General features: G+C 56.5%; 16 protein-coding genes and 1 pseudogene. 11 read left to right on the plus strand and 6 right to left on the minus strand.

Annotated features, from left to right (window positions below; genetic code table 11):
- Nucleotides 1-55: 55 nt before the first annotated feature.
- Nucleotides 56-1,813: an alkaline phosphatase gene (locus HWX89_RS16310; RefSeq protein WP_138791690.1), complete on the minus strand. Its 1,758-nt coding sequence runs from the start codon at nucleotides 1,811-1,813 to the stop codon at nucleotides 56-58.
- Nucleotides 1,814-2,040: 227 nt separating this feature from the next.
- Here HWX89_RS16310 and HWX89_RS16315 point away from each other — a divergent pair, with 227 nt between their 5' ends.
- The 9 genes from HWX89_RS16315 to glpK all read left to right on the plus strand — a co-directional run bounded on the left by HWX89_RS16315 (nucleotide 2,041) and on the right by glpK (nucleotide 12,020).
- The gene (locus tag HWX89_RS16315; protein WP_138791689.1) at nucleotides 2,041-2,811 is read left to right on the plus strand and encodes a DeoR/GlpR family DNA-binding transcription regulator; all 771 of its coding nucleotides are present in this window, start codon (nucleotides 2,041-2,043) and stop codon (nucleotides 2,809-2,811) included.
- A gap of 105 nt (nucleotides 2,812-2,916) precedes the next feature.
- The gene (gene glpD, locus HWX89_RS16320; protein ID WP_178340800.1) at nucleotides 2,917-4,443 is read left to right on the plus strand and encodes a glycerol-3-phosphate dehydrogenase; all 1,527 of its coding nucleotides are present in this window, start codon (nucleotides 2,917-2,919) and stop codon (nucleotides 4,441-4,443) included.
- A gap of 38 nt (nucleotides 4,444-4,481) precedes the next feature.
- A complete protein-coding gene (locus HWX89_RS16325; protein WP_138793786.1) occupies nucleotides 4,482-5,564 on the plus strand; it encodes an ABC transporter ATP-binding protein in 1,083 nt (360 codons plus the stop codon).
- 12 nt (nucleotides 5,565-5,576) lie between these two features.
- Nucleotides 5,577-6,647, plus strand: a complete 1,071-nt coding sequence (locus HWX89_RS16330) for an ABC transporter ATP-binding protein (RefSeq protein ID WP_138793785.1) — start codon at nucleotides 5,577-5,579, stop codon at nucleotides 6,645-6,647.
- Nucleotides 6,648-6,650: 3 nt separating this feature from the next.
- Complete coding sequence (locus HWX89_RS16335) at nucleotides 6,651-7,517, plus strand: carbohydrate ABC transporter permease (protein WP_138793784.1); 867 nt, start codon at nucleotides 6,651-6,653, stop codon at nucleotides 7,515-7,517.
- Between the two features lie 14 nt (nucleotides 7,518-7,531).
- Nucleotides 7,532-8,359, plus strand: a complete 828-nt coding sequence (locus HWX89_RS16340; protein WP_138793783.1) for a carbohydrate ABC transporter permease — start codon at nucleotides 7,532-7,534, stop codon at nucleotides 8,357-8,359.
- A gap of 15 nt (nucleotides 8,360-8,374) precedes the next feature.
- Nucleotides 8,375-8,656, plus strand: coding sequence for a DUF2160 domain-containing protein (locus HWX89_RS16345; protein ID WP_138793782.1), 282 nt, complete (start codon nucleotides 8,375-8,377; stop codon nucleotides 8,654-8,656).
- A gap of 75 nt (nucleotides 8,657-8,731) precedes the next feature.
- The gene (locus HWX89_RS16350) at nucleotides 8,732-10,453 is read left to right on the plus strand and encodes an ABC transporter substrate-binding protein (protein ID WP_138793781.1); all 1,722 of its coding nucleotides are present in this window, start codon (nucleotides 8,732-8,734) and stop codon (nucleotides 10,451-10,453) included.
- A gap of 70 nt (nucleotides 10,454-10,523) precedes the next feature.
- On the plus strand, nucleotides 10,524-12,020 hold the full coding sequence (gene glpK, locus HWX89_RS16355; protein WP_138793780.1) for a glycerol kinase GlpK: 1,497 nt from the start codon (nucleotides 10,524-10,526) through the stop codon (nucleotides 12,018-12,020).
- Between the two features lie 18 nt (nucleotides 12,021-12,038).
- On the opposite strand, the gene HWX89_RS16360 is transcribed toward glpK, so the two are convergent.
- The 5 genes from HWX89_RS16360 to HWX89_RS16380 all read right to left on the minus strand — a co-directional run bounded on the left by HWX89_RS16360 (nucleotide 12,039) and on the right by HWX89_RS16380 (nucleotide 16,607).
- A complete protein-coding gene (locus HWX89_RS16360) occupies nucleotides 12,039-12,866 on the minus strand; it encodes an ABC transporter permease (RefSeq protein ID WP_138793779.1) in 828 nt (275 codons plus the stop codon).
- A gap of 104 nt (nucleotides 12,867-12,970) precedes the next feature.
- Nucleotides 12,971-14,050: an extracellular solute-binding protein gene (locus tag HWX89_RS16365; protein WP_138793778.1), complete on the minus strand. Its 1,080-nt coding sequence runs from the start codon at nucleotides 14,048-14,050 to the stop codon at nucleotides 12,971-12,973.
- 23 nt (nucleotides 14,051-14,073) lie between these two features.
- Nucleotides 14,074-15,111 (minus strand): ABC transporter ATP-binding protein, encoded by a 1,038-nt coding sequence (locus HWX89_RS16370; RefSeq protein WP_138793777.1) that lies wholly within the window; start codon nucleotides 15,109-15,111, stop codon nucleotides 14,074-14,076.
- Nucleotides 15,108-15,893 (minus strand): ABC transporter permease, encoded by a 786-nt coding sequence (locus HWX89_RS16375; protein ID WP_138793776.1) that lies wholly within the window; start codon nucleotides 15,891-15,893, stop codon nucleotides 15,108-15,110. The genes HWX89_RS16370 and HWX89_RS16375 overlap by 4 nt, the downstream gene beginning before the upstream one ends.
- A gap of 87 nt (nucleotides 15,894-15,980) precedes the next feature.
- A complete protein-coding gene (locus tag HWX89_RS16380; RefSeq protein WP_138793775.1) occupies nucleotides 15,981-16,607 on the minus strand; it encodes a TIGR00725 family protein in 627 nt (208 codons plus the stop codon).
- An 88-nt stretch (nucleotides 16,608-16,695) separates the two neighbouring features.
- Between HWX89_RS16380 and HWX89_RS16385 the strand changes: the two genes are divergently transcribed.
- Both HWX89_RS16385 and HWX89_RS16390 read left to right on the plus strand, forming a co-directional pair.
- The gene (locus HWX89_RS16385) at nucleotides 16,696-17,472 is read left to right on the plus strand and encodes a DeoR/GlpR family DNA-binding transcription regulator (protein ID WP_210271428.1); all 777 of its coding nucleotides are present in this window, start codon (nucleotides 16,696-16,698) and stop codon (nucleotides 17,470-17,472) included.
- A gap of 381 nt (nucleotides 17,473-17,853) precedes the next feature.
- A pseudogene (locus HWX89_RS16390) lies at nucleotides 17,854-18,010 on the plus strand (hydrolase); the annotation flags it as partial.

Raw genomic sequence — 18,010 nt, forward strand, 5'->3', positions numbered from 1 at the left:
AACAGGAATTCCGGGCGTAGGTGCCGCCCGGAATATTGCATAATTTTAGATCACGTCAGTTCGACGCAACCGTGCCAAGTGCAAATGTGTCTGCAAGTACGCGGTAAACGTCGCTCTGTTCCATGTAGCCCTTGAAGCCATCGGAGCCGGGGCCGGTCGATTGCAAAACCATGTCGTCTACAGCGTGGACGCCGCTGTCGCCGCTCTTGGGGATATTGCCCTGAACGAAGACTGCGCCGGGAACGTCCTTATAGGCTTCGTTCGCAACATATTCCTTTTTCTCGTTCTGGATCGCCGGAACGAAAGGACCGTCAAGCTTCGGGCGGAACGTCTCATAGTGATCCGGGCCGTTATTGGCATTCAGGAACAGGCGGCGGGTGACATCGATCTTGTCCGGATAACCGTCGCCATCGGCATCCGTGTAGTTCGGGAAGCCTGCGTCGTCGTAGGTGCCGACCTTTTCACGCATTTCGGTGCCTTCCTTTTCGTCATCAACAGTACCGATGATGGAAACGCCGTGCGTATGGTCGCCGGTGAAGACGATCAGTGTGTCCGGGTTCTTGGAGGCGAATTCGCGCGCAACGCCAAGTGCCTTGTCGAACTCGATGGTTTCAACGACCGCGCGGTCCCAGTCGAGCGGATGAGACATCTTGTCGATGTTTGCGGCTTCGACCATCAGGAAGAAACCTTCAGGGTTCTTGGAGAGTTCGTTGAGCGCGGTCTCAGTCATTTCGACCAGGCCGGGCTGCTCGGGGAACTTGCCGACGGTGCCCTTTTTCAGGAAATTGCGATCGAGAAGCGTATCCATGTTGCCGGTGTGGAAGAGGCCAAGGATCTTGCCGCTATTGGTGCCGGCAGCGGTCGCGAGTTCGCCCTTCGTGGTTGCCAGCGAATATCCAGCTTCCTGGAACAGCTTGATATAATCCTTGTCGTCCTTGCGCTTGGAACCAACGGTTTCCTTGGGCAGGAAGTAGGCGGAACCGCCACCGAGAACAACTTCTGGCTTAACGTCGAGCAGCATGCCGGTGATCTCAGGCTTGTCGCCGCGTTTGCGGGTATGGGCAACCACGGCTGCAGGCGTTGCGTCCTGAAGTTCGGAGGTCGTGACGACGCCGATCGACTTCTTCGTTTCGCGGCGAATTGCTTCGGCCAGCGTTTCGACCTTCGGATCGTCAAAGCTGTCAGGCGTGCGGTCGGCGTAGACGCCAATCGCGTTGACGGCAGTTTTATGGCCGGTCATGTAGGCAGACATTGTGTTTGCGCTGTCAGTCGCGACAGCGTTGGTTGCGGAGGTACCGATAAAGGCCATCCGGTCCATTTCGTCCATGTTCAGACGGCCGCTTGCCTTGCCTTCAGTCATGCCCTTCGACATCAGTCGGGCAGCCGTGCGATGTGCAACGGAAAGACCATCGCCAACCATGAAGATGATGTTCTTGGCTTTCGGTGTTGCCGAGGTGCCGTATACGTCCCAGGTGACTGACTTCTTTTCGTCGCCTGCCGTGACTTCAATTACATAGGCGCCCGGCTTTGCAATCTTCAGATCGCGCAGGATAACCGCTGAGCCCAAGCTCTTGTCTTCCTTGCCTTTTTCGTCAGCAACGAATTGGGCTTCAGAACCGAAGACAGCTTTGTAGTCCTGACCGTTGACGGTGATCTTCACGTCATCCTGCTTGACGACGTTTTTCAGTTCCACTTTGAAATCGAAAGGCGAACCGGCGAGGATCGTTGCCCGATCAAGCGGGTAGACGGTGGCAGCTTGCGCCGCGCCGGCCAGGAAAGTGGTCGTAGCGAGTAGAGCTAGGAAATGTCGCATGGGAGCCCTCTTAATGACATCGTTGATCGTCGATGGCATAGCTTTGGCGGATGACAGTTGGATGACGGTCATCAAGCAAAGTTGGTCGCTTCGTTGTGACGGGCGCATCGATTGACCGGCGGTGGAGATCGCGCATGCTTAATCCCCCGAGAATACCGATCACTTGACATTGGTTTTTCGTTTCTCCTTCAATAGAATAAAAAACGAAAGAAATGGGAGGATAACTATTGCTCACCCCGCGACAGGACGAAATAGTTGCACTTGCTAAAGCCAATGGCAGGGTATTGGTCGACGAACTGGCAACGCGCTTTTCTGTAACGCCTCAGACCATCCGTAAGGATCTGAACGATTTATGCGATGCACGCGCCCTGACCCGCATTCATGGCGGCGCCATTTTTCCGAGCGGCAATGAAAACGTAAAATACGAAGCGAGGCGGGCAATAGCTTCGACGGAAAAGCAGGCGATAGGCGCTGCAGCCGCCGGATTGATACCAAACAATTCCTCGCTGTTCATCAATATCGGCACGACGACCGAAGCGGTGGGCGAGGCATTGGAGAACCACCACGAGTTGATGGTCATCACTAACAATATCAATGTTGCCAACAGGTTGCGCGTTTTCCCCGGCATTGAGGTGGTGATTGCCGGTGGTGTGGTGCGCGGTGCGGATGGTGGCATCGTCGGAGAAGCGGCGGTTGACTTCATTCGCCAGTTCAAGGTGGATTTTGCTGTGATCGGTGTGTCGGCAATCGATGAAGACGGCGCCCTGCTCGATTTCGATTTTCGTGAAGTGAAAGTTGCCCAGGCAATCATGTCGAATGCCCGGCACGTAATTCTGGTGTCTGATTCTTCCAAGTTCGAAAGAACCGCCCCGGTTCGTATCGGTCATATCTCGCAGGTCCACACATTCATTACCGACCGTTGTCCTTTGGAAAGTGTGCGAACCATCTGTGCTGACAGTGATGTGAGGCTTATCGAAACGGCAGAAAACGCGGCCTGAGCGCGTGTTTTAATTTTCGTTTGACATTCGTTTTTCGTTCGAATTAGATGTTCTGGCTTTCAATATATCGATGGGGAGAGCGTCGATGAAAGCGCGGGAGGAGCAATGTCTGGTGAGGCAATTCGCGACATTTTCGTGATTGGCGGCGGCGTGAACGGCTGCGGGATTGCGCGCGATGCGGCAGGCCGTGGTTATTCTGTTGCGCTTGCGGAAAAGGGTGATTTTGCCTCTGGCACGTCGTCTGCGGCGACCAAGCTGATCCACGGCGGTCTGCGTTATCTCGAACATTACGAATTCCGGCTGGTGCGCGAAGCGCTGATGGAGCGCGAGGTGCTGTGGGCGATGGCGCCGCACATCATCTGGCCAATGCGTTTCGTGCTGCCGTTCCAGAAAGGCGGCGTGCGCCCGGCCTGGCTGATCCGGCTCGGCCTGTTTCTCTATGACCACCTGGGTGGCCGCAAGCTGTTGCCAGCGACGAAGACACTCGACCTTCGCCGCGATGTGGCCGGCAAGCCGCTGAAGCCGGTGTTTGCCACGGCGTTCGAATATTCCGATGGCTGGGTCGATGATGCCCGTTTCGTGGTGCTGAATGCCCGCGATGCGCAACAGCGCGGTGCGACGATCCTGAACCGCACCCGCGTGGTGTCGGCACGGCGCGAGGCTGGCCTATGGCGGATCGAGACCTTTGACGAAAAGAGCGGGCAGGCGGGTGTCTATACGGCCCGCATGCTGGTCAATGCCTCCGGTCCCTGGGTCGATACGGTGCTGTCAGGCGTGTTCGGCCGCAACAATGTCCACAATGTCCGGCTGGTGCAGGGCAGCCATATCATCGTGAAGAAGAAGTTTGCCGATCCGCGTGCCTACTTCTTCCAGAACCCGGATGGGCGTATCATCTTCGCCATCCCCTATGAGCGGGATTTTACCCTGATCGGCACGACCGACCGCGACTATACCGGCGATCCGGCCAATGTGCGTATCAGCGCCGAAGAGACGAGCTATCTGTGCAATGCGGCAAGCGAGTATTTCTCCGAGCCGGTCAAGGCGGAGGATATCGTCTGGACCTATTCGGGCGTTCGCCCGCTGTTCGATGATGGTGCATCGAAGGCGCAGGAAGCAACGCGCGATTACGTCCTGAAGGTGGAAGGCGCCGATGGCGAGGCACCGCTTCTCAACGTGTTCGGCGGCAAGCTGACAACCTATCGCCGCCTGGCCGAGCATGCGCTGGAAAAGATCGGTTCAGCCATTGGAGCAAAGGGCAACGCCTGGACAGCGTCTTCCCATCTGCCAGGTGGTGACTTCGGGGTGAATGGTTATGAGGAACAGGTGAAGGCACTTGTGGGGCGCTACCCGTTCCTTGAGCGTGTGCATGGTGAGCGACTGGTGCGCAACTACGGTACGGATGCTGGTGAACTGCTTGGCGCTGCATCGGGCGCTGCCGATCTCGGTCGCCACTTCGGTGGAACGCTCTACGAGATCGAGGTGCGCTGGCTGGTCGAACGCGAATGGGCCGTCACCGCAGATGACATCCTCTGGAGACGCACAAAACAGGGCTTGAGGTTGAGCGGCGATGAGGTGAGGGCGCTGCAAGACTATCTGGATGGTGTCGCCGGCAGTCATGTGAAGGCGATATAAAAATTCACACCGAAGGCTGGAGGAGGCTTTGGGTTTAGATGCTTGAATTGCGAGACGTCTCGAAGATGGTTGGCGGAGAATATCATATTCATCCGACGGACCTGACGTTGCAGCGTGGAAGCCTGAATGTGCTTCTTGGGCCAACGTTATCCGGCAAAACCACGCTCATGCGATTGATGGCGGGCCTCGATCGGCCAAGTGGCGGTGCGATCTTTTTCAACGGCGAGGATGTGACCGGGCGTCCGGTTCAGACGCGCAACGTTGCCATGGTCTACCAGCAATTCATCAATTATCCGGCGCTCACTGTGTATGAAAACATTGCGTCTCCGATGCGTGTGGCCGGCAAGGATCAGGCGACCATCGACAGGGAAGTCCGTAAGGCCGCAGATCTTCTGAAGTTAACCCCTTATCTCGACCGCACACCGCTTAATCTGTCCGGTGGCCAGCAGCAGCGTACGGCATTGGCACGCGCCATCGTCAAGAATGCCAATCTGGTACTTCTGGACGAGCCGTTGGCCAATCTTGACTACAAGCTGCGCGAGGAATTGCGTCTGGAATTGCCGCGTATCTTTGCAGAGTCCGGTGCTATTTTCGTCTATGCGACAACAGAACCATCAGAGGCGCTTTTGCTCGGTGGCAATACGGCTACACTGAGCGAAGGACGGTTGACACAATTCGGCAGGACTATCGATGTCTATCGCCGGCCGGTCGATATCGTTACCGCTGCCACTTTCGCCGATCCACCGCTGAACACGATAGAGGTGATGAAAACGAACGGCAGTTTTGTGCGCGCTGATCGCCAAGTGATGGCGGTTCCGGCCCATCTTGGGACCATTCCGGATGGTCCCCTCACGATCGCCTTCCAACCACACCATCTGTTTCCCGCATCGCAGGCGCATACGGCGCAACCCATCCAGGCGCGGACATTGATATCGGAAATCGCCGGATCGGAAAGTTTCGTGCATATCGAATTTGCCGGGCAACGTTGGGTGATGCTCGCACAGGGCATTCACGACATCGAACCCGACCGCGAGATAGAACTGTTCCTCGACACGCAACATCTTATGGCTTTCGACGCAAACGGTCGCGCCATCGGTGTTGCTCCTGTCGGGCAGGTTTGAGGAGGGGCGATCATGGCACGCATCACGCTGGATCATATACGCCACGCCTACAGCGCCAAGGCGCAAGCCGCAGGCGATTACGCGTTGAAGGAAGTCCATCACGAATGGGAAGACGGCGGTGCCTATGCGCTACTCGGTCCATCCGGCTGTGGAAAAACGACGTTGCTCAACATCATTTCCGGTCTTATTCGGCCGTCGGATGGGCGCATTGCCTTCGACGGAACTGATGTTACCGATCTCGCCACGGAAGATCGAAATATTGCCCAGGTTTTCCAGTTCCCGGTCGTTTACGACACCATGACCGTCTACGATAATCTCGCCTTTCCGTTGCGCAACCGGCATGTACCGGAGGCAGACGTCGATCGGCGAGTTCGCGAAATCCTTGAAATGACCGATCTCGGGGGCATGGCGAAGCGCCGTGCGCACGGACTGACAGCTGACCAGAAGCAGAAGATTTCCCTGGCGCGCGGACTGGTTCGCTCGGATGTAAACGCCATTCTTTTCGATGAGCCGCTGACGGTCATCGATCCGCACATGAAATGGGTGTTGCGCTCTCAGTTGAAACGCCTGCATCGCCAGTCCGGCTTTACAATGGTCTATGTCACCCACGACCAGACGGAGGCGCTGACCTTCGCAGACAAGGTCGTGGTGATGTATGATGGGCAGATTGTGCAGATCGGCACGCCGGCGGAATTGTTCGAGCGGCCAAGCCATACATTTGTTGGTTATTTCATCGGTTCGCCGGGGATGAATGTCATCCCGGCAACGCTCGATGGGAACAGGGTCAAGCTCGGCGATGAGGTTCTTTCACTCGACTTCACCCCCAAGACGAACGCCGGCGCCAAGACAGAACTAGGCATCCGACCGGAATTCGTTCGGATCGGCCGCGAGGGCATGCCCGTTAGAATCAACAGGGTCGAGGACATCGGGCGTCACAAGATTGTTCGGGCCACATTCGCGGGGCAGGCAATAGCGATCGTGGTGTCGGAAGATGCAGACATTCCTGCTGAAGCGCGCGTTACGTTCGATCCCGGCGCAATCAGCATTTACGCAGATTCCTGGCGCGTCGGCAGGGAGGGCTGAGGGATGAACAAGACCTGGAATAACAAGGCCTGGTTTCTGGTGCTGCCGGTGCTCGTGCTCGTGGCGTTCTCGGCGGTCATCCCTTTGATGACCGTTGTGAACTATTCCGTGCAGGATACGTTCGGAAATAACGAATTCTTTTGGGCGGGTGCGGATTGGTTCGTGCAGACATTGCATTCCGACCGTTTTTGGGAAGCGTTGCAGCGCAATCTGATCTTCTCGATCATCATCCTGCTTCTGGAAATCCCGCTTGGTATTTTCATTGCGCTCAACATGCCGAAAAAGGGCATTGGTGTTCCTGTTTGCCTGGTCTTGATGGCGCTGCCATTGCTGATCCCGTGGAACGTAGTCGGAACAATCTGGCAGGTATTCGGACGTGTCGATATTGGCCTGCTCGGACGCACGCTTGCAGCGATCGGGCTCGACTACAACTATGTCCGCGATCCGATCGATGCCTGGGTCACCATCATCGTTATGGATGTCTGGCATTGGACGAGCCTCGTCGTGTTGCTTTGCTATGCAGGTCTGGTATCGATCCCGGACGCCTATTATCAGGCGGCAAAGATCGATGGCGCCTCTCGCTGGTCGGTGTTCCGCTATATTCAACTGCCGAAGATGAAACGTGTTTTGCTGATCGCTGTGCTGCTTCGCTTTATGGACAGTTTCATGATCTACACCGAACCTTTTGTTGTCACGGGCGGTGGCCCCGGCAATTCCACGACGTTCCTGTCGATCGACCTTGTCAAGATGGCTGTGGGTCAGTTTGACCTCGGGCCTGCTGCGGCCATGTCGATCATCTACTTCCTCATCGTCCTGCTGCTTTCATGGATCTTCTACACCGTGATGACCAGCGGCGACGAGAACGCGTGAGGGGAGAGGACATCATGGCTCAGACAATCAAATACAAACCGGCTGGTAACTACTCTTGGGTTGTTTCGACGATCTACATCGTCTTCCTGCTGCTGCCGATCTACTGGTTGATCAACATGAGCTTCAAGGAAAATGCCGAGATTACCGGTACCTTCTCGCTCTGGCCGATCAACCCGACACTGCGCAACTATACGATAATCTTCACAGATCCATCTTGGTACAGGGGCTACATCAATTCGATCACCTATGTTGCTCTGAACACGGTGATCTCTGTGCTTGCTGCGCTGCCGGCTGCTTACGCCTTCTCGCGCTACCGGTTCCTCGGGGACAAGCATCTGTTCTTCTGGCTGCTGACAAACCGCATGGCACCCCCTGCCGTTTTCGCGCTTCCCTTCTTCCAGCTCTATTCCGCGTTCGGGCTGATCGACACGCATATCGCTGTCGCACTGGCGCATTGCCTCTTTAACGTACCGTTGGCTGTTTGGATCTTGGAAGGTTTCATGTCCGGTGTGCCGAAGGAAATCGATGAGACGGCCTATATCGACGGCTATTCGTTCCCCCGTTTCTTCGTTCGGATCTTCATGCCACTGGTGGCGTCTGGCATTGGTGTTGCTGCCTTCTTTTGCTTCATGTTTTCGTGGGTTGAACTTTTGCTTGCCCGCACGCTGACAACGACAGCTGCAAAGCCGATTTCAGCGATCATGACACGCACGGTATCGGCATCGGGCATGGATTGGGGAGTGCTTGCTGCAGCCGGTGTGCTGACCATCATTCCCGGGGCGCTCGTCATCTATTTTGTCCGCAACTATATCGCCAAGGGCTTCGCGCTCGGTCGCGTCTGAGAAGGGAGATTGGACATGAATTTTTCCTGGATGGCGTGGACATTGCCAACCGCATTGTTCTTCCTGACGATCCTCGTGCTTTTGATCAGCATGGGCGTCTGGGAATATCTGGCGCCGGGTGGATCGCCACGTGTTGGCATTTTACGGTTTGAGACGACGAGGGGGGATCGCCTCTTCATCTCGCTGCTCGGTGCGGCGTTCATTCATCTCGCATGGCTGGGTTTTGTGGGACCCAACCTGTGGTGGGCACTTGGCCTCGCGGTGGTCTACGCCATAGGCGTTTTCCGCTTTGTGTAGGCCGGGAGGATACAGATGGCTGGGTGACTGGCCGCCTGACGTTAAGACTGCAATCGCAAACCTTGGGAGGATATTATGCGAAGGCATCTATTAGCGACAACAGCAGGAATATTGTTGGCGATGGCGGGTTCCGCCTATGCTGGCATGGACGAGGCAAAGTCCTTTCTTGACAAGGAAGTCGGGGAGCTTTCGACGCTGACCCGCGCCGATCAGGAAAAGGAAATGCAATGGTTCATCGATGCGGCAAAGCCTTTTGCCGGCATGGACATCAAGGTGGTCTCTGAAACCATCACCACGCATGAATATGAATCGAAGGTTCTGGCGCCAGCCTTTACCGCCATCACCGGCATCAAGATCACCCATGACCTGATTGGTGAAGGTGACGTTGTTGAGAAACTGCAGACGCAGATGCAGTCCGGCGAAAACATCTATGACGCCTATATCAACGATTCCGATCTTATCGGTACACATTGGCGCTATCAGCAGGCGCGCAGCCTGACCGACTTCATGGCCAACGAAGGCAAGGACGTTACAAACCCCGGCCTGGACATCGATGACTTCATAGGCAAGTCTTTCACAACGGCACCCGATGGAAAGCTCTATCAGTTGCCGGACCAGCAGTTCGCAAACCTTTACTGGTTCCGCTATGACTGGTTCAACGACGACAAAAACAAGGCGGATTTCAAGGCGAAATACGGCTACGATCTCGGCGTTCCAGTCAACTGGTCGGCATATGAAGACATTGCCGAATTCTTCACCGGCCGCGAGGTCGGTGGCAAGAAGGTCTATGGCCACATGGACTATGGCAAGAAGGACCCGTCGCTCGGTTGGCGCTTTACCGACGCGTGGCTGTCCATGGCTGGTAATGGCGACAAGGGTATTCCGAACGGCAAGCCGGTTGACGAATGGGGCATTAAGGTTGACGAAAAGTCACGTCCGGTCGGCTCGTGCGTCGCCCGCGGTGGTGACACCAACGGTCCAGCTGCCGTCTATTCGATCCAGAAATACCTGGACTGGATGAAGGCCTACGCTCCGGCTGCTGCTCAGGGCATGACCTTCTCCGAATCCGGTCCTGTTCCATCGCAGGGTGAGATCGCCCAGCAGATGTTCACCTACACCGCCTTCACCGCCGACTTTGTGAAACCCGGTCTGCCGGTCGTCAACGAGGATGGAACGCCGAAGTGGCGTTTTGCTCCGAGCCCGCACGGCGTCTACTGGAAAGATGGTATGAAACTTGGCTATCAGGACGCCGGTTCATGGACGCTCATGAAATCGACACCTGACGATCGTGCCAAGGCCGCCTGGCTTTACGCACAGTTCGTGACCTCCAAGACAGTCGACGTCAAGAAGAGCCACGTCGGACTGACCTTCATTCGCGAATCCAGTATCCGGGACAAGAGCTTCACGGAGCGCGCTCCGAAGCTTGGCGGTCTGGTCGAGTTCTATCGCTCGCCGGCCCGCGTGCAATGGTCGCCGACCGGTACGAACGTTCCGGATTATCCAAAGCTTGCGCAATTGTGGTGGCAGGCCATCGGCGATGCGTCTTCCGGTGCAAAGACCCCGCAGGAAGCGATGGACTCGCTTTGCGCAGAGCAGGAAAAGGTGCTGCAGCGTCTTGAGCGCGCCAAGGTCCAGGGTGAATTCGGGCCTGCGCTGGCGGAAGAGCACGACATCGAATACTGGAACAAGGACGCAGTTTCGAAGGGTAATCTGGCACCACAGCTGAAGATTGCCGACGAAAAGGAAAAGCCTGTTACCGTCAATTATGACGAACTGGTCAAAAGCTGGCAGAAGTAATTTCTGACGGCACATTCTAACCGGGGCGGCTTGCCGCCCCGGTCATTTGCATCTTGAAGGGAGTGACATAATGGGTGGGTATATTCTGGCGATCGACCAGGGAACGACATCAACGCGATCTATGGTTTTCGATCGCGATATGCGGGTCATCGGGGTCGGACAGCGAGAATTCCCCCAGCATTTCCCGGCATCTGGCTGGGTGGAGCATGAACCGGAAGATATCTGGAACAGTGTGGTGGAAACCATCCGCCTGGCGCTGGCAGACGCAGGTATCGGCGCCTCCGACATCGAGGCGATCGGCATTACCAATCAGCGCGAAACCACTGTTCTATGGGACAAAAATACCGGCGAGGCCGTCCATCGTGCCGTTGTCTGGCAGGATCGCCGCGCCGCGCCGGTGTGCGAGGAGTTGAAGAGACGCGGGCTGGAGCCGCTCTTTGCGAAAAAAACAGGGTTGCTTCTTGATCCTTATTTCTCGGGAACGAAGCTTTCATGGTTGCTCGACAGCGTAAGCGGTCTGCGTGAAAAGGCAGTCAATGGCGAGATATGCTTCGGCACTGTCGACAGCTTTCTGATTTACCGTCTCACAGGTGGCCGACGTCACGTGACCGATGCCACGAATGCGTCGAGAACGTTGATCTACAACATCGAAGAAAATGCCTGGGACGACGAACTCCTGTCCATTCTCGATATTCCACGCGCCATGCTGCCGGAGGTACTGGATTGTGCTGCCGATTTCGGCATCACGGACAAGGCTTTGTTCGGCGCTGAAATTCCGATCCTCGGCGTGGCAGGCGACCAGCAGGCGGCCGTCATCGGCAACGCCTGCTTCGAACCGGGCATGATGAAGTCGACCTATGGTACCGGCTGCTTTGCGCTGCTCAATACAGGTACGGATCGCGTTGTATCGACCAACCGACTGCTGACCACCATCGCCTACCGGCTTAACGGTGTTACGACCTACGCGCTCGAAGGGTCGATCTTCATTGCAGGCGCGGCGGTGCAGTGGCTGCGCGACGAACTCGGATTTATCTCAGTTGCGTCGGAGGTTAGTGCACTTGCCGAAAAGGCGGATCCCAACCAGCGGGTTTATCTAGTTCCGGCGTTCACGGGACTCGGGGCACCTTACTGGGATGCGGAAGCGCGCGGCGCCATTTTCGGTTTGACGCGTGGAACCGGCCCGGCCGAGTTTGCGCGCGCAGCACTGGAAAGCGTCGCCTATCAGACCTTCGACCTGCTCGAGGCCATGCGCAAGGATTGGGTAGGCGATAACGGCAAGACGGTTCTCAGGGTCGATGGTGGCATGGTTGCTTCCGACTGGACCATGCAGCGGCTTGCCGATGTTCTTGCCGCACCCGTCGACCGCCCGGTTTTTCTCGAAACGACGATTTTGGGAGCGGCATGGCTTGCAGCATCGCGTGCCGGTATCTGGCCGGATCAGGAAGGCTTTGCCGCGCATTGGAAGCGTGACCGTCGCTTTACGCCCGATCTCGATGGCGCTGAACGCGAGCGTGCTATCGCCGGCTGGCGAGACAGCGTGAGCAGATGCCTGTCGCGACCGGCATAACCAGGTTCATCATGCTTTTTAAGTCGACCGGCTCTTCCGGCCGACAGCTTCTCCAAGCGAGATGATCAGGGCGCAAATCGCGATGAGCACAAGCGAGGCTGCCGAAGCTGCGGGCAAGTCAGTCCCGGTTTCGGAAACCTTGCTGTAGAGAACCAGTGGAAGAATGTTCACCTGTGTGCCGACAAGAGCGAGCGCTGTACCATAGGCTCCTACCGCCACGGAAGACGTCAGGCAGAACGCGGCCACGAGGCTTGGTGCGATCTGCGGCAGCATCACATCGACCATCGCGCGGCCATTACTGGCTCCAAGCGAACGCGCCGCAATCAGCTGGTTGCGGTCGAAATTACTGATGGCCGGAAGCACGATAAGGACAACGCGCGGGACGAGATAGTAAGAGTAGGCGAGCCCTAGGCCGAATGGTGAAAAAATGAAGCCCCCGACCACGGCTGGATCGAAGCCGAGTTCGGCAAGCAGCAGGGTTACGAAGCCCGAGCGCCCAAGCAAAAGAATAAAGCCATAGGCCACGATCAGCCCTGAAAATGTCAGCGGCAGAGAGAGAGCAATCAATGCGGCCATCTTAAGCCGCGGTGCTAGGCGGGCTAGGGCAAGAGCGACGCAAAAACCGACGATCAGGGAAAACAGGGGGGCGGCTGTTCCGAGAATCAGCGTTCCCTTTAATCCGTTCCAGAAGACCGGATCGTCGATCAATCGAACGAATGCGTTGCCGCTATCCGAAAATGCTCCAATCAGAACCGCACTGATGGGGAGGATAAAGAACAGGCCAAGGACTGTACAACCGGGCAAGGCGAACAGTGCGAGTGCTTTTTTGGAGGCACGAACGCCCATCGAAATTCTCCTGATAGGGATGGTTGCCAGTTGCAGACCGACGTTGTCTGCCCGTTGGCGTGCCACCCGCCGCCTTCATTGCACGGCGAGTGGCTCAGGCGGTCTTACTGACCCAGAACGGCTTTGGCCCAACCGGCGTCAATTTCCGCCTTCTTGGCCGTTGCCTTGGCGATATCGAGCGGCTTGATCTGGGTGGCAGTCGGCATCTTGGCCGCGACAGCCTCAGGAAGCTTGATGTTGTTGACGGAGGGGCGGACATAGCCTTCGGCAAAGATCTTCTGACCTTCGTCGCTCATGACGAAGTTCAGCCATAGCTTGCCTGCATTGGGATTCGGGCCGTTCTTGACCAGTGAAATCGCATAGGGGGCCGCGGCCGATGCCTCCTCGGGAATGACGACCTCGATGCCGTCTGCCATGCCATCCGTGAACTTCGCTTTCAGCCCATCGTTTTCGTAGCCGATCCAGATCGGGATTTCACCCTTCAGGAACTGGGCGTAAGGCGTTGTGCCGACGGTGCGCAGGACATTGCCTGCCTTGCTGAGCTTGCCGAGATAGTCGATGCCAGGTGTCACGTTGTCCATGCTGCCGCCATTGCCGAAGCTTGCTGCGAAGGTGACAACCTGTCCCTGGCCGGTCGAACGTGGGTCCTGATAGACGATTGCATTCTTGTATTCGGGCTTAAGAAGGTCGGCCCAGGTTTTCGGAACGTTTTTAACGAGCTTGGTGTTGACGAGGAAGGCAACACTTAGCGTGTGGACGGTGAACCACTGGCCATCAGTCGCACGAAGCGTCTCGGGCAAGCGGTCAAAGTTTGTTGGCTTGTAGCCTTCGACAACACCAGCCTTGGCGGCATCAAGCGCAGATGCGGCGAAGTAATAGGCCGTGTCGGCCTGCGGGCGGTTGCGGGATTTGTCGAGGGCAACAACTGTGGCTGCAGAGCCGAGATCGTTATAGACCATCTCCACACCCGGGTAACGCTTCTGGAAAGCCTTGAACTGGCCTGCCCAGTTCGCCCATGTCGGGCCGGTGTCGAATGACACGACGAGACCTTCTTTCTGAGCTGCGTCATAAAGCGCTTTTTCACCCTGATAGAGTTCTGGGCCCTCAAAGGCGAGTGCGCTGGAGGCAAAGCTCAAGGCCATGGCGCCTGCGGCCATGGTTGTCATGAATTGGCGTCTGTTCATGGTCGTACCTTTTTTGCTGAAATTCAGTTGGGGGGAAGAAGGCGTACTGCGTCTGGAGGGACCTGCACGGATGTCACAGCCTCCCTCAGATGGGTTTCGAGGCGGATGAGGCCGCCCTGAACATTGAGATCGATGCGACGGATCGGACCGAGGTAACGATCGGCGGCGACAACCCCGGAGAAGATGCTGGCGGAGGTCTGCGCATCAGCGTCGACTGCGGGAGTAATCCGTTCGGGACGAACGAACACGGTCACCGCTTCCCCCGGCGTGTGACCTTTGGTGTCGCAGCGGAGTGAGCCGATCTCGGTCTCAACCAACCCGTCGGCGGTGATCCTGCCCTTCCAGAGGTTCGATTGGCCGACAAAAGCCGCCACATAAGCATTGGCTGGTGTTTCGTAAAGTTCCTGTGGGGTGCCGATCTGGATCAACCGACCGTCGCGCATCACGGCGATCTTATCGGCTATTGAAAGCGCCTCTTCCTGGTCGTGTGTCACGAGCAATGTCGCGATGCCTGAAGCGCGTTGAACGCGCAAAATCTCGTCGCGCATGTCTACACGCAGATTGGCGTCGAGGGCCGAAAGCGGCTCGTCGAGAAGAAGGCCTTGAGGTTCGAACACCAGTGCGCGGGCAAGGGCAACGCGCTGCTGCTGTCCGCCTGAAAGCGCGGCGGGAACATCATCGGCCCGGTGGCTCATGCCGACACGATCCAGCATGTCGATTGCCCGCGTGCGCCTTTCAGCTTTGGTGATGCCGCGTACCTTCAACGGATAAGCGACATTTTCCCACAAGCGCATATGCGGAAAGAGCGCGTAGTTCTGAAAAACGACGCCAAGTCGCCTTGCCTCCGGAGAAAGTGCACTGACGTCGTTGCCATCAATGAGAATACGGCCATTGGACGGGCTGACGAAGCCAGCAAGCAGCCTCAGGATTGTCGATTTGCCAGAGCCCGAGGCACCTATGATGGCAAGAAGCTCACCACGCCCGATCTCAAGTGAAAGATCGAAGATGCCGGTTTTTGCGCCCGGATAGGTGAAGCTGACGTTTTCATATGTGAGCGTCATGCGGAAACTGCTTTCTTGTCGCCTGAAAACTTGGATGTGAGGCTGCTTGCCAGCGACGCGATGGCGGCGAGGAAAAGCAGCACGATGGTGGCCGCACAGGCAAAGCCAGTTGCGCCGTAAAAGGCTTGCAGAAGCACAACGGGGTAGGTGCGGGAGAGGAACCCGGAGATGAGGTTTGAAAGCTGAAATTCGCCAATCGACAAAGCCGCAACAGTCAGCATGGATGACATCAGACTGGGGCCAAGCAGCGGAATGACGATGTCGCGAAGTCTGGGGAGGAAGGAGGCGCCAAGCGTGGAGGCGGCATGTTCGTATTCGTCCAGCCGCAACTGCTCCATGTCGGCGACAAGTGCCGTGACTGTGTAGGGCAGCGTCAAGACAAGATGACCTGCCGCCAGTAGCCAGAAGCTGCCAAGCCATGGGAGCGTGTCGGATGAAAAGACAAGGATGAAGCCGAAGGCAAGAACGAGATCAGGGACCGCAACCGGAAGCAATGTCACCAGACGGGCCGCAAATCTGACACCGCCTCTGGCGCCCACCTGGATGGCATATGCAAAAGGCAGGCCGATCAAGATATTCAGGGCGCAGGTGACGCCGACGATCTGCAGGCTGGTGATAAAGGCTCGGCGAAAACTGGGGTCCGCCATTACCTCCTCATACCAGCGCCAGGTGAAACCCGTCGGCAGAAGGGTGTTACTCCAGTTTTCGCCGAACGAGCCCAGTGCAAGCAAAAGCACGGGGGATACCAGAAAGATCAGATAGGCGATTGCAATGAAGGGCAAGAGGGCAGCCTCTTAAGTGTTGCGGTTCGATGTCCGCCGCCCTTCTAGTGATGCGATGTAATAGTTTGATGACAAATGGAAGAAAACTTACAGATTAGAGAGAATCCGATTGGCGATGCGTTCCAGCGCATCTTCAATGGTTTCTATGACTGGCACGCTCTCGACATGCGGAGCGCCGGCCATGGCAAGAACCAACCGGTTGAACTGCAGGCCCAGCGCCATTTCGGACAGGGTGCCGACGCCACCGCCGACAGCAACGAGCGCTATACACGCACGTGCAATAATGGCGTTACGAGCAGGACCTATGCCTGTGGCAATCGGTATAGCAACGAAAGGGTTGGCTGCTTGCCATTCCTCATCCGGCAATATCCCGATTGGCAAGCCACCACGCGAAGCATGCCCCTCACATGCCGCTTCCATAACGCCATTCTTTCCGCCGCAGATCAGCTGCAGGCCGTGATCCGCCATTGCTGAGGCAAGTTGGTAGGCTGTCTGTCGCTGTTCAACGGTTGCGTCTCGGGGCCCGATGATGCCGATCGGAACCCGTTTGAGCAAGCGATGCCCGGCAAGACACTTCAAGGCTTCAAGTGGCGTTACGGTTGAACTGGAATTGTCGGGAGCATCGTTATCCAACCATTCCAAACGGGAAGGATCGAAGACTTTTCCAGCACCGTGCAGGCGTTTTTCCTGTGCGTTCCAGCGCAATTCCACCATAATGATTTTTGCTCCGTTCAATTCTTAAAACTGTCATGTAATTTGTAATATAAGTGACATTAATGGGAGTTTTATGACAAGAGATGACATGCCAGAGAATAGCGAGCTGACGCCCCGCCAGACCGAGATATTGCAACTGGTGGGGGAGCATGGATATGCAACGCTGGAGACCCTTTCTCAGCGCTTCGATGTTTCCGTACAATCGATAAGGCGAGACATCATCCAACTCGATAAGCTCCGTTTGTTGCAACGCTTTCACGGCGGAGCGGGGCCTATGGATTCGACCGTTCGTCTTGGATATGCCGAAAAGACGATGCGGGCAGCGGCTGCCAAGAAGAGAATAGGACGTTTGGCCGCAAACTTGGTGCCTGATGGCGCAGCAATCTTCCTGGACGTCGGTACCACCGTAGAAGCCGTCGCCAGTGCGCTCAAGGAACGCGCTATTCGTCTGCATGTCTTTACCAACAGTCTTGCTTGCGCGATGCTTCTGACCGGGGAACCCGATCTGCACCTTCATGTCTTTGGTGGCTCTTCGCGCGGCGCTGACGGTTCACTTGTCGGTGCCAGAACACTGGCTGAGATCGAAACAATCCACTTCGATTTCGCATTCATCGGTTTTTCCGGCTTTGCGACGGATGGCACGATCCTCGACTACGATCTTGAAAAGATCGCAATTAAGCAGGCGGCAATGCGGCGTTCGGTCCAGTCAGTTCTGGTTGGTGATCATTCGAAGTTTGCTCGCAAGGCAATCGCGACCGTGGGGAGCCCCCGCGATTTCTCCCATCTTGTCACCGATCTTGCGCCTCCGGATTTTCTCCTGTCTTCTTTCGCCAAAGCAAAGCTCGAAGTCGTCGAGGCGGGTTGATGGATCTGACCTGCAAAACGGCACTGTAGCGTCTTGCAACCACGTCAGGCGTTTTTCGTAGTTGCTGTTACGATCGCGGGCAATGCGTTCAAGCGGTGTGACTAATCGTCAAAGCATATGACTTGGAAGCAAGACCTTCCGCGATAAGTGAGCGATGATCCGTTCGGTTGCGCGTTGCGGGCTCTGCCACATAGATTGTTTCAATAATCGCAATTCATTCGCAATTATTATTGCAATTCTGTGCCGCGTTCGGTTGGGCTAGTTATAGCTCCAACAGAGACGCGACGGACACACCGGACAACACCAGAGCTACACCGGTCACGCCCAAGCGACAACGTTTCAACCCAGCCGCCTTTGGCCATCATTTTACGGAGAACCACCATGTCGAAGCTTGAAGTCCTGACCCCCGCAAACAGCCAGCTCATCTTCATCGACCAGCAGCCGCAGATGGCTTTCGGCGTCCAGTCGATCGACCGCCAGACGCTGAAGAACAACGTCGTCGGTCTCGCCAAGGCTGCCAGGATCTTCAACATCCCGA

Origin of the sequence: Rhizobium sp. RM (assembly GCF_013390595.1) — a bacterium.
Classification (GTDB): Bacteria; Pseudomonadota; Alphaproteobacteria; order Rhizobiales; family Rhizobiaceae; genus Agrobacterium.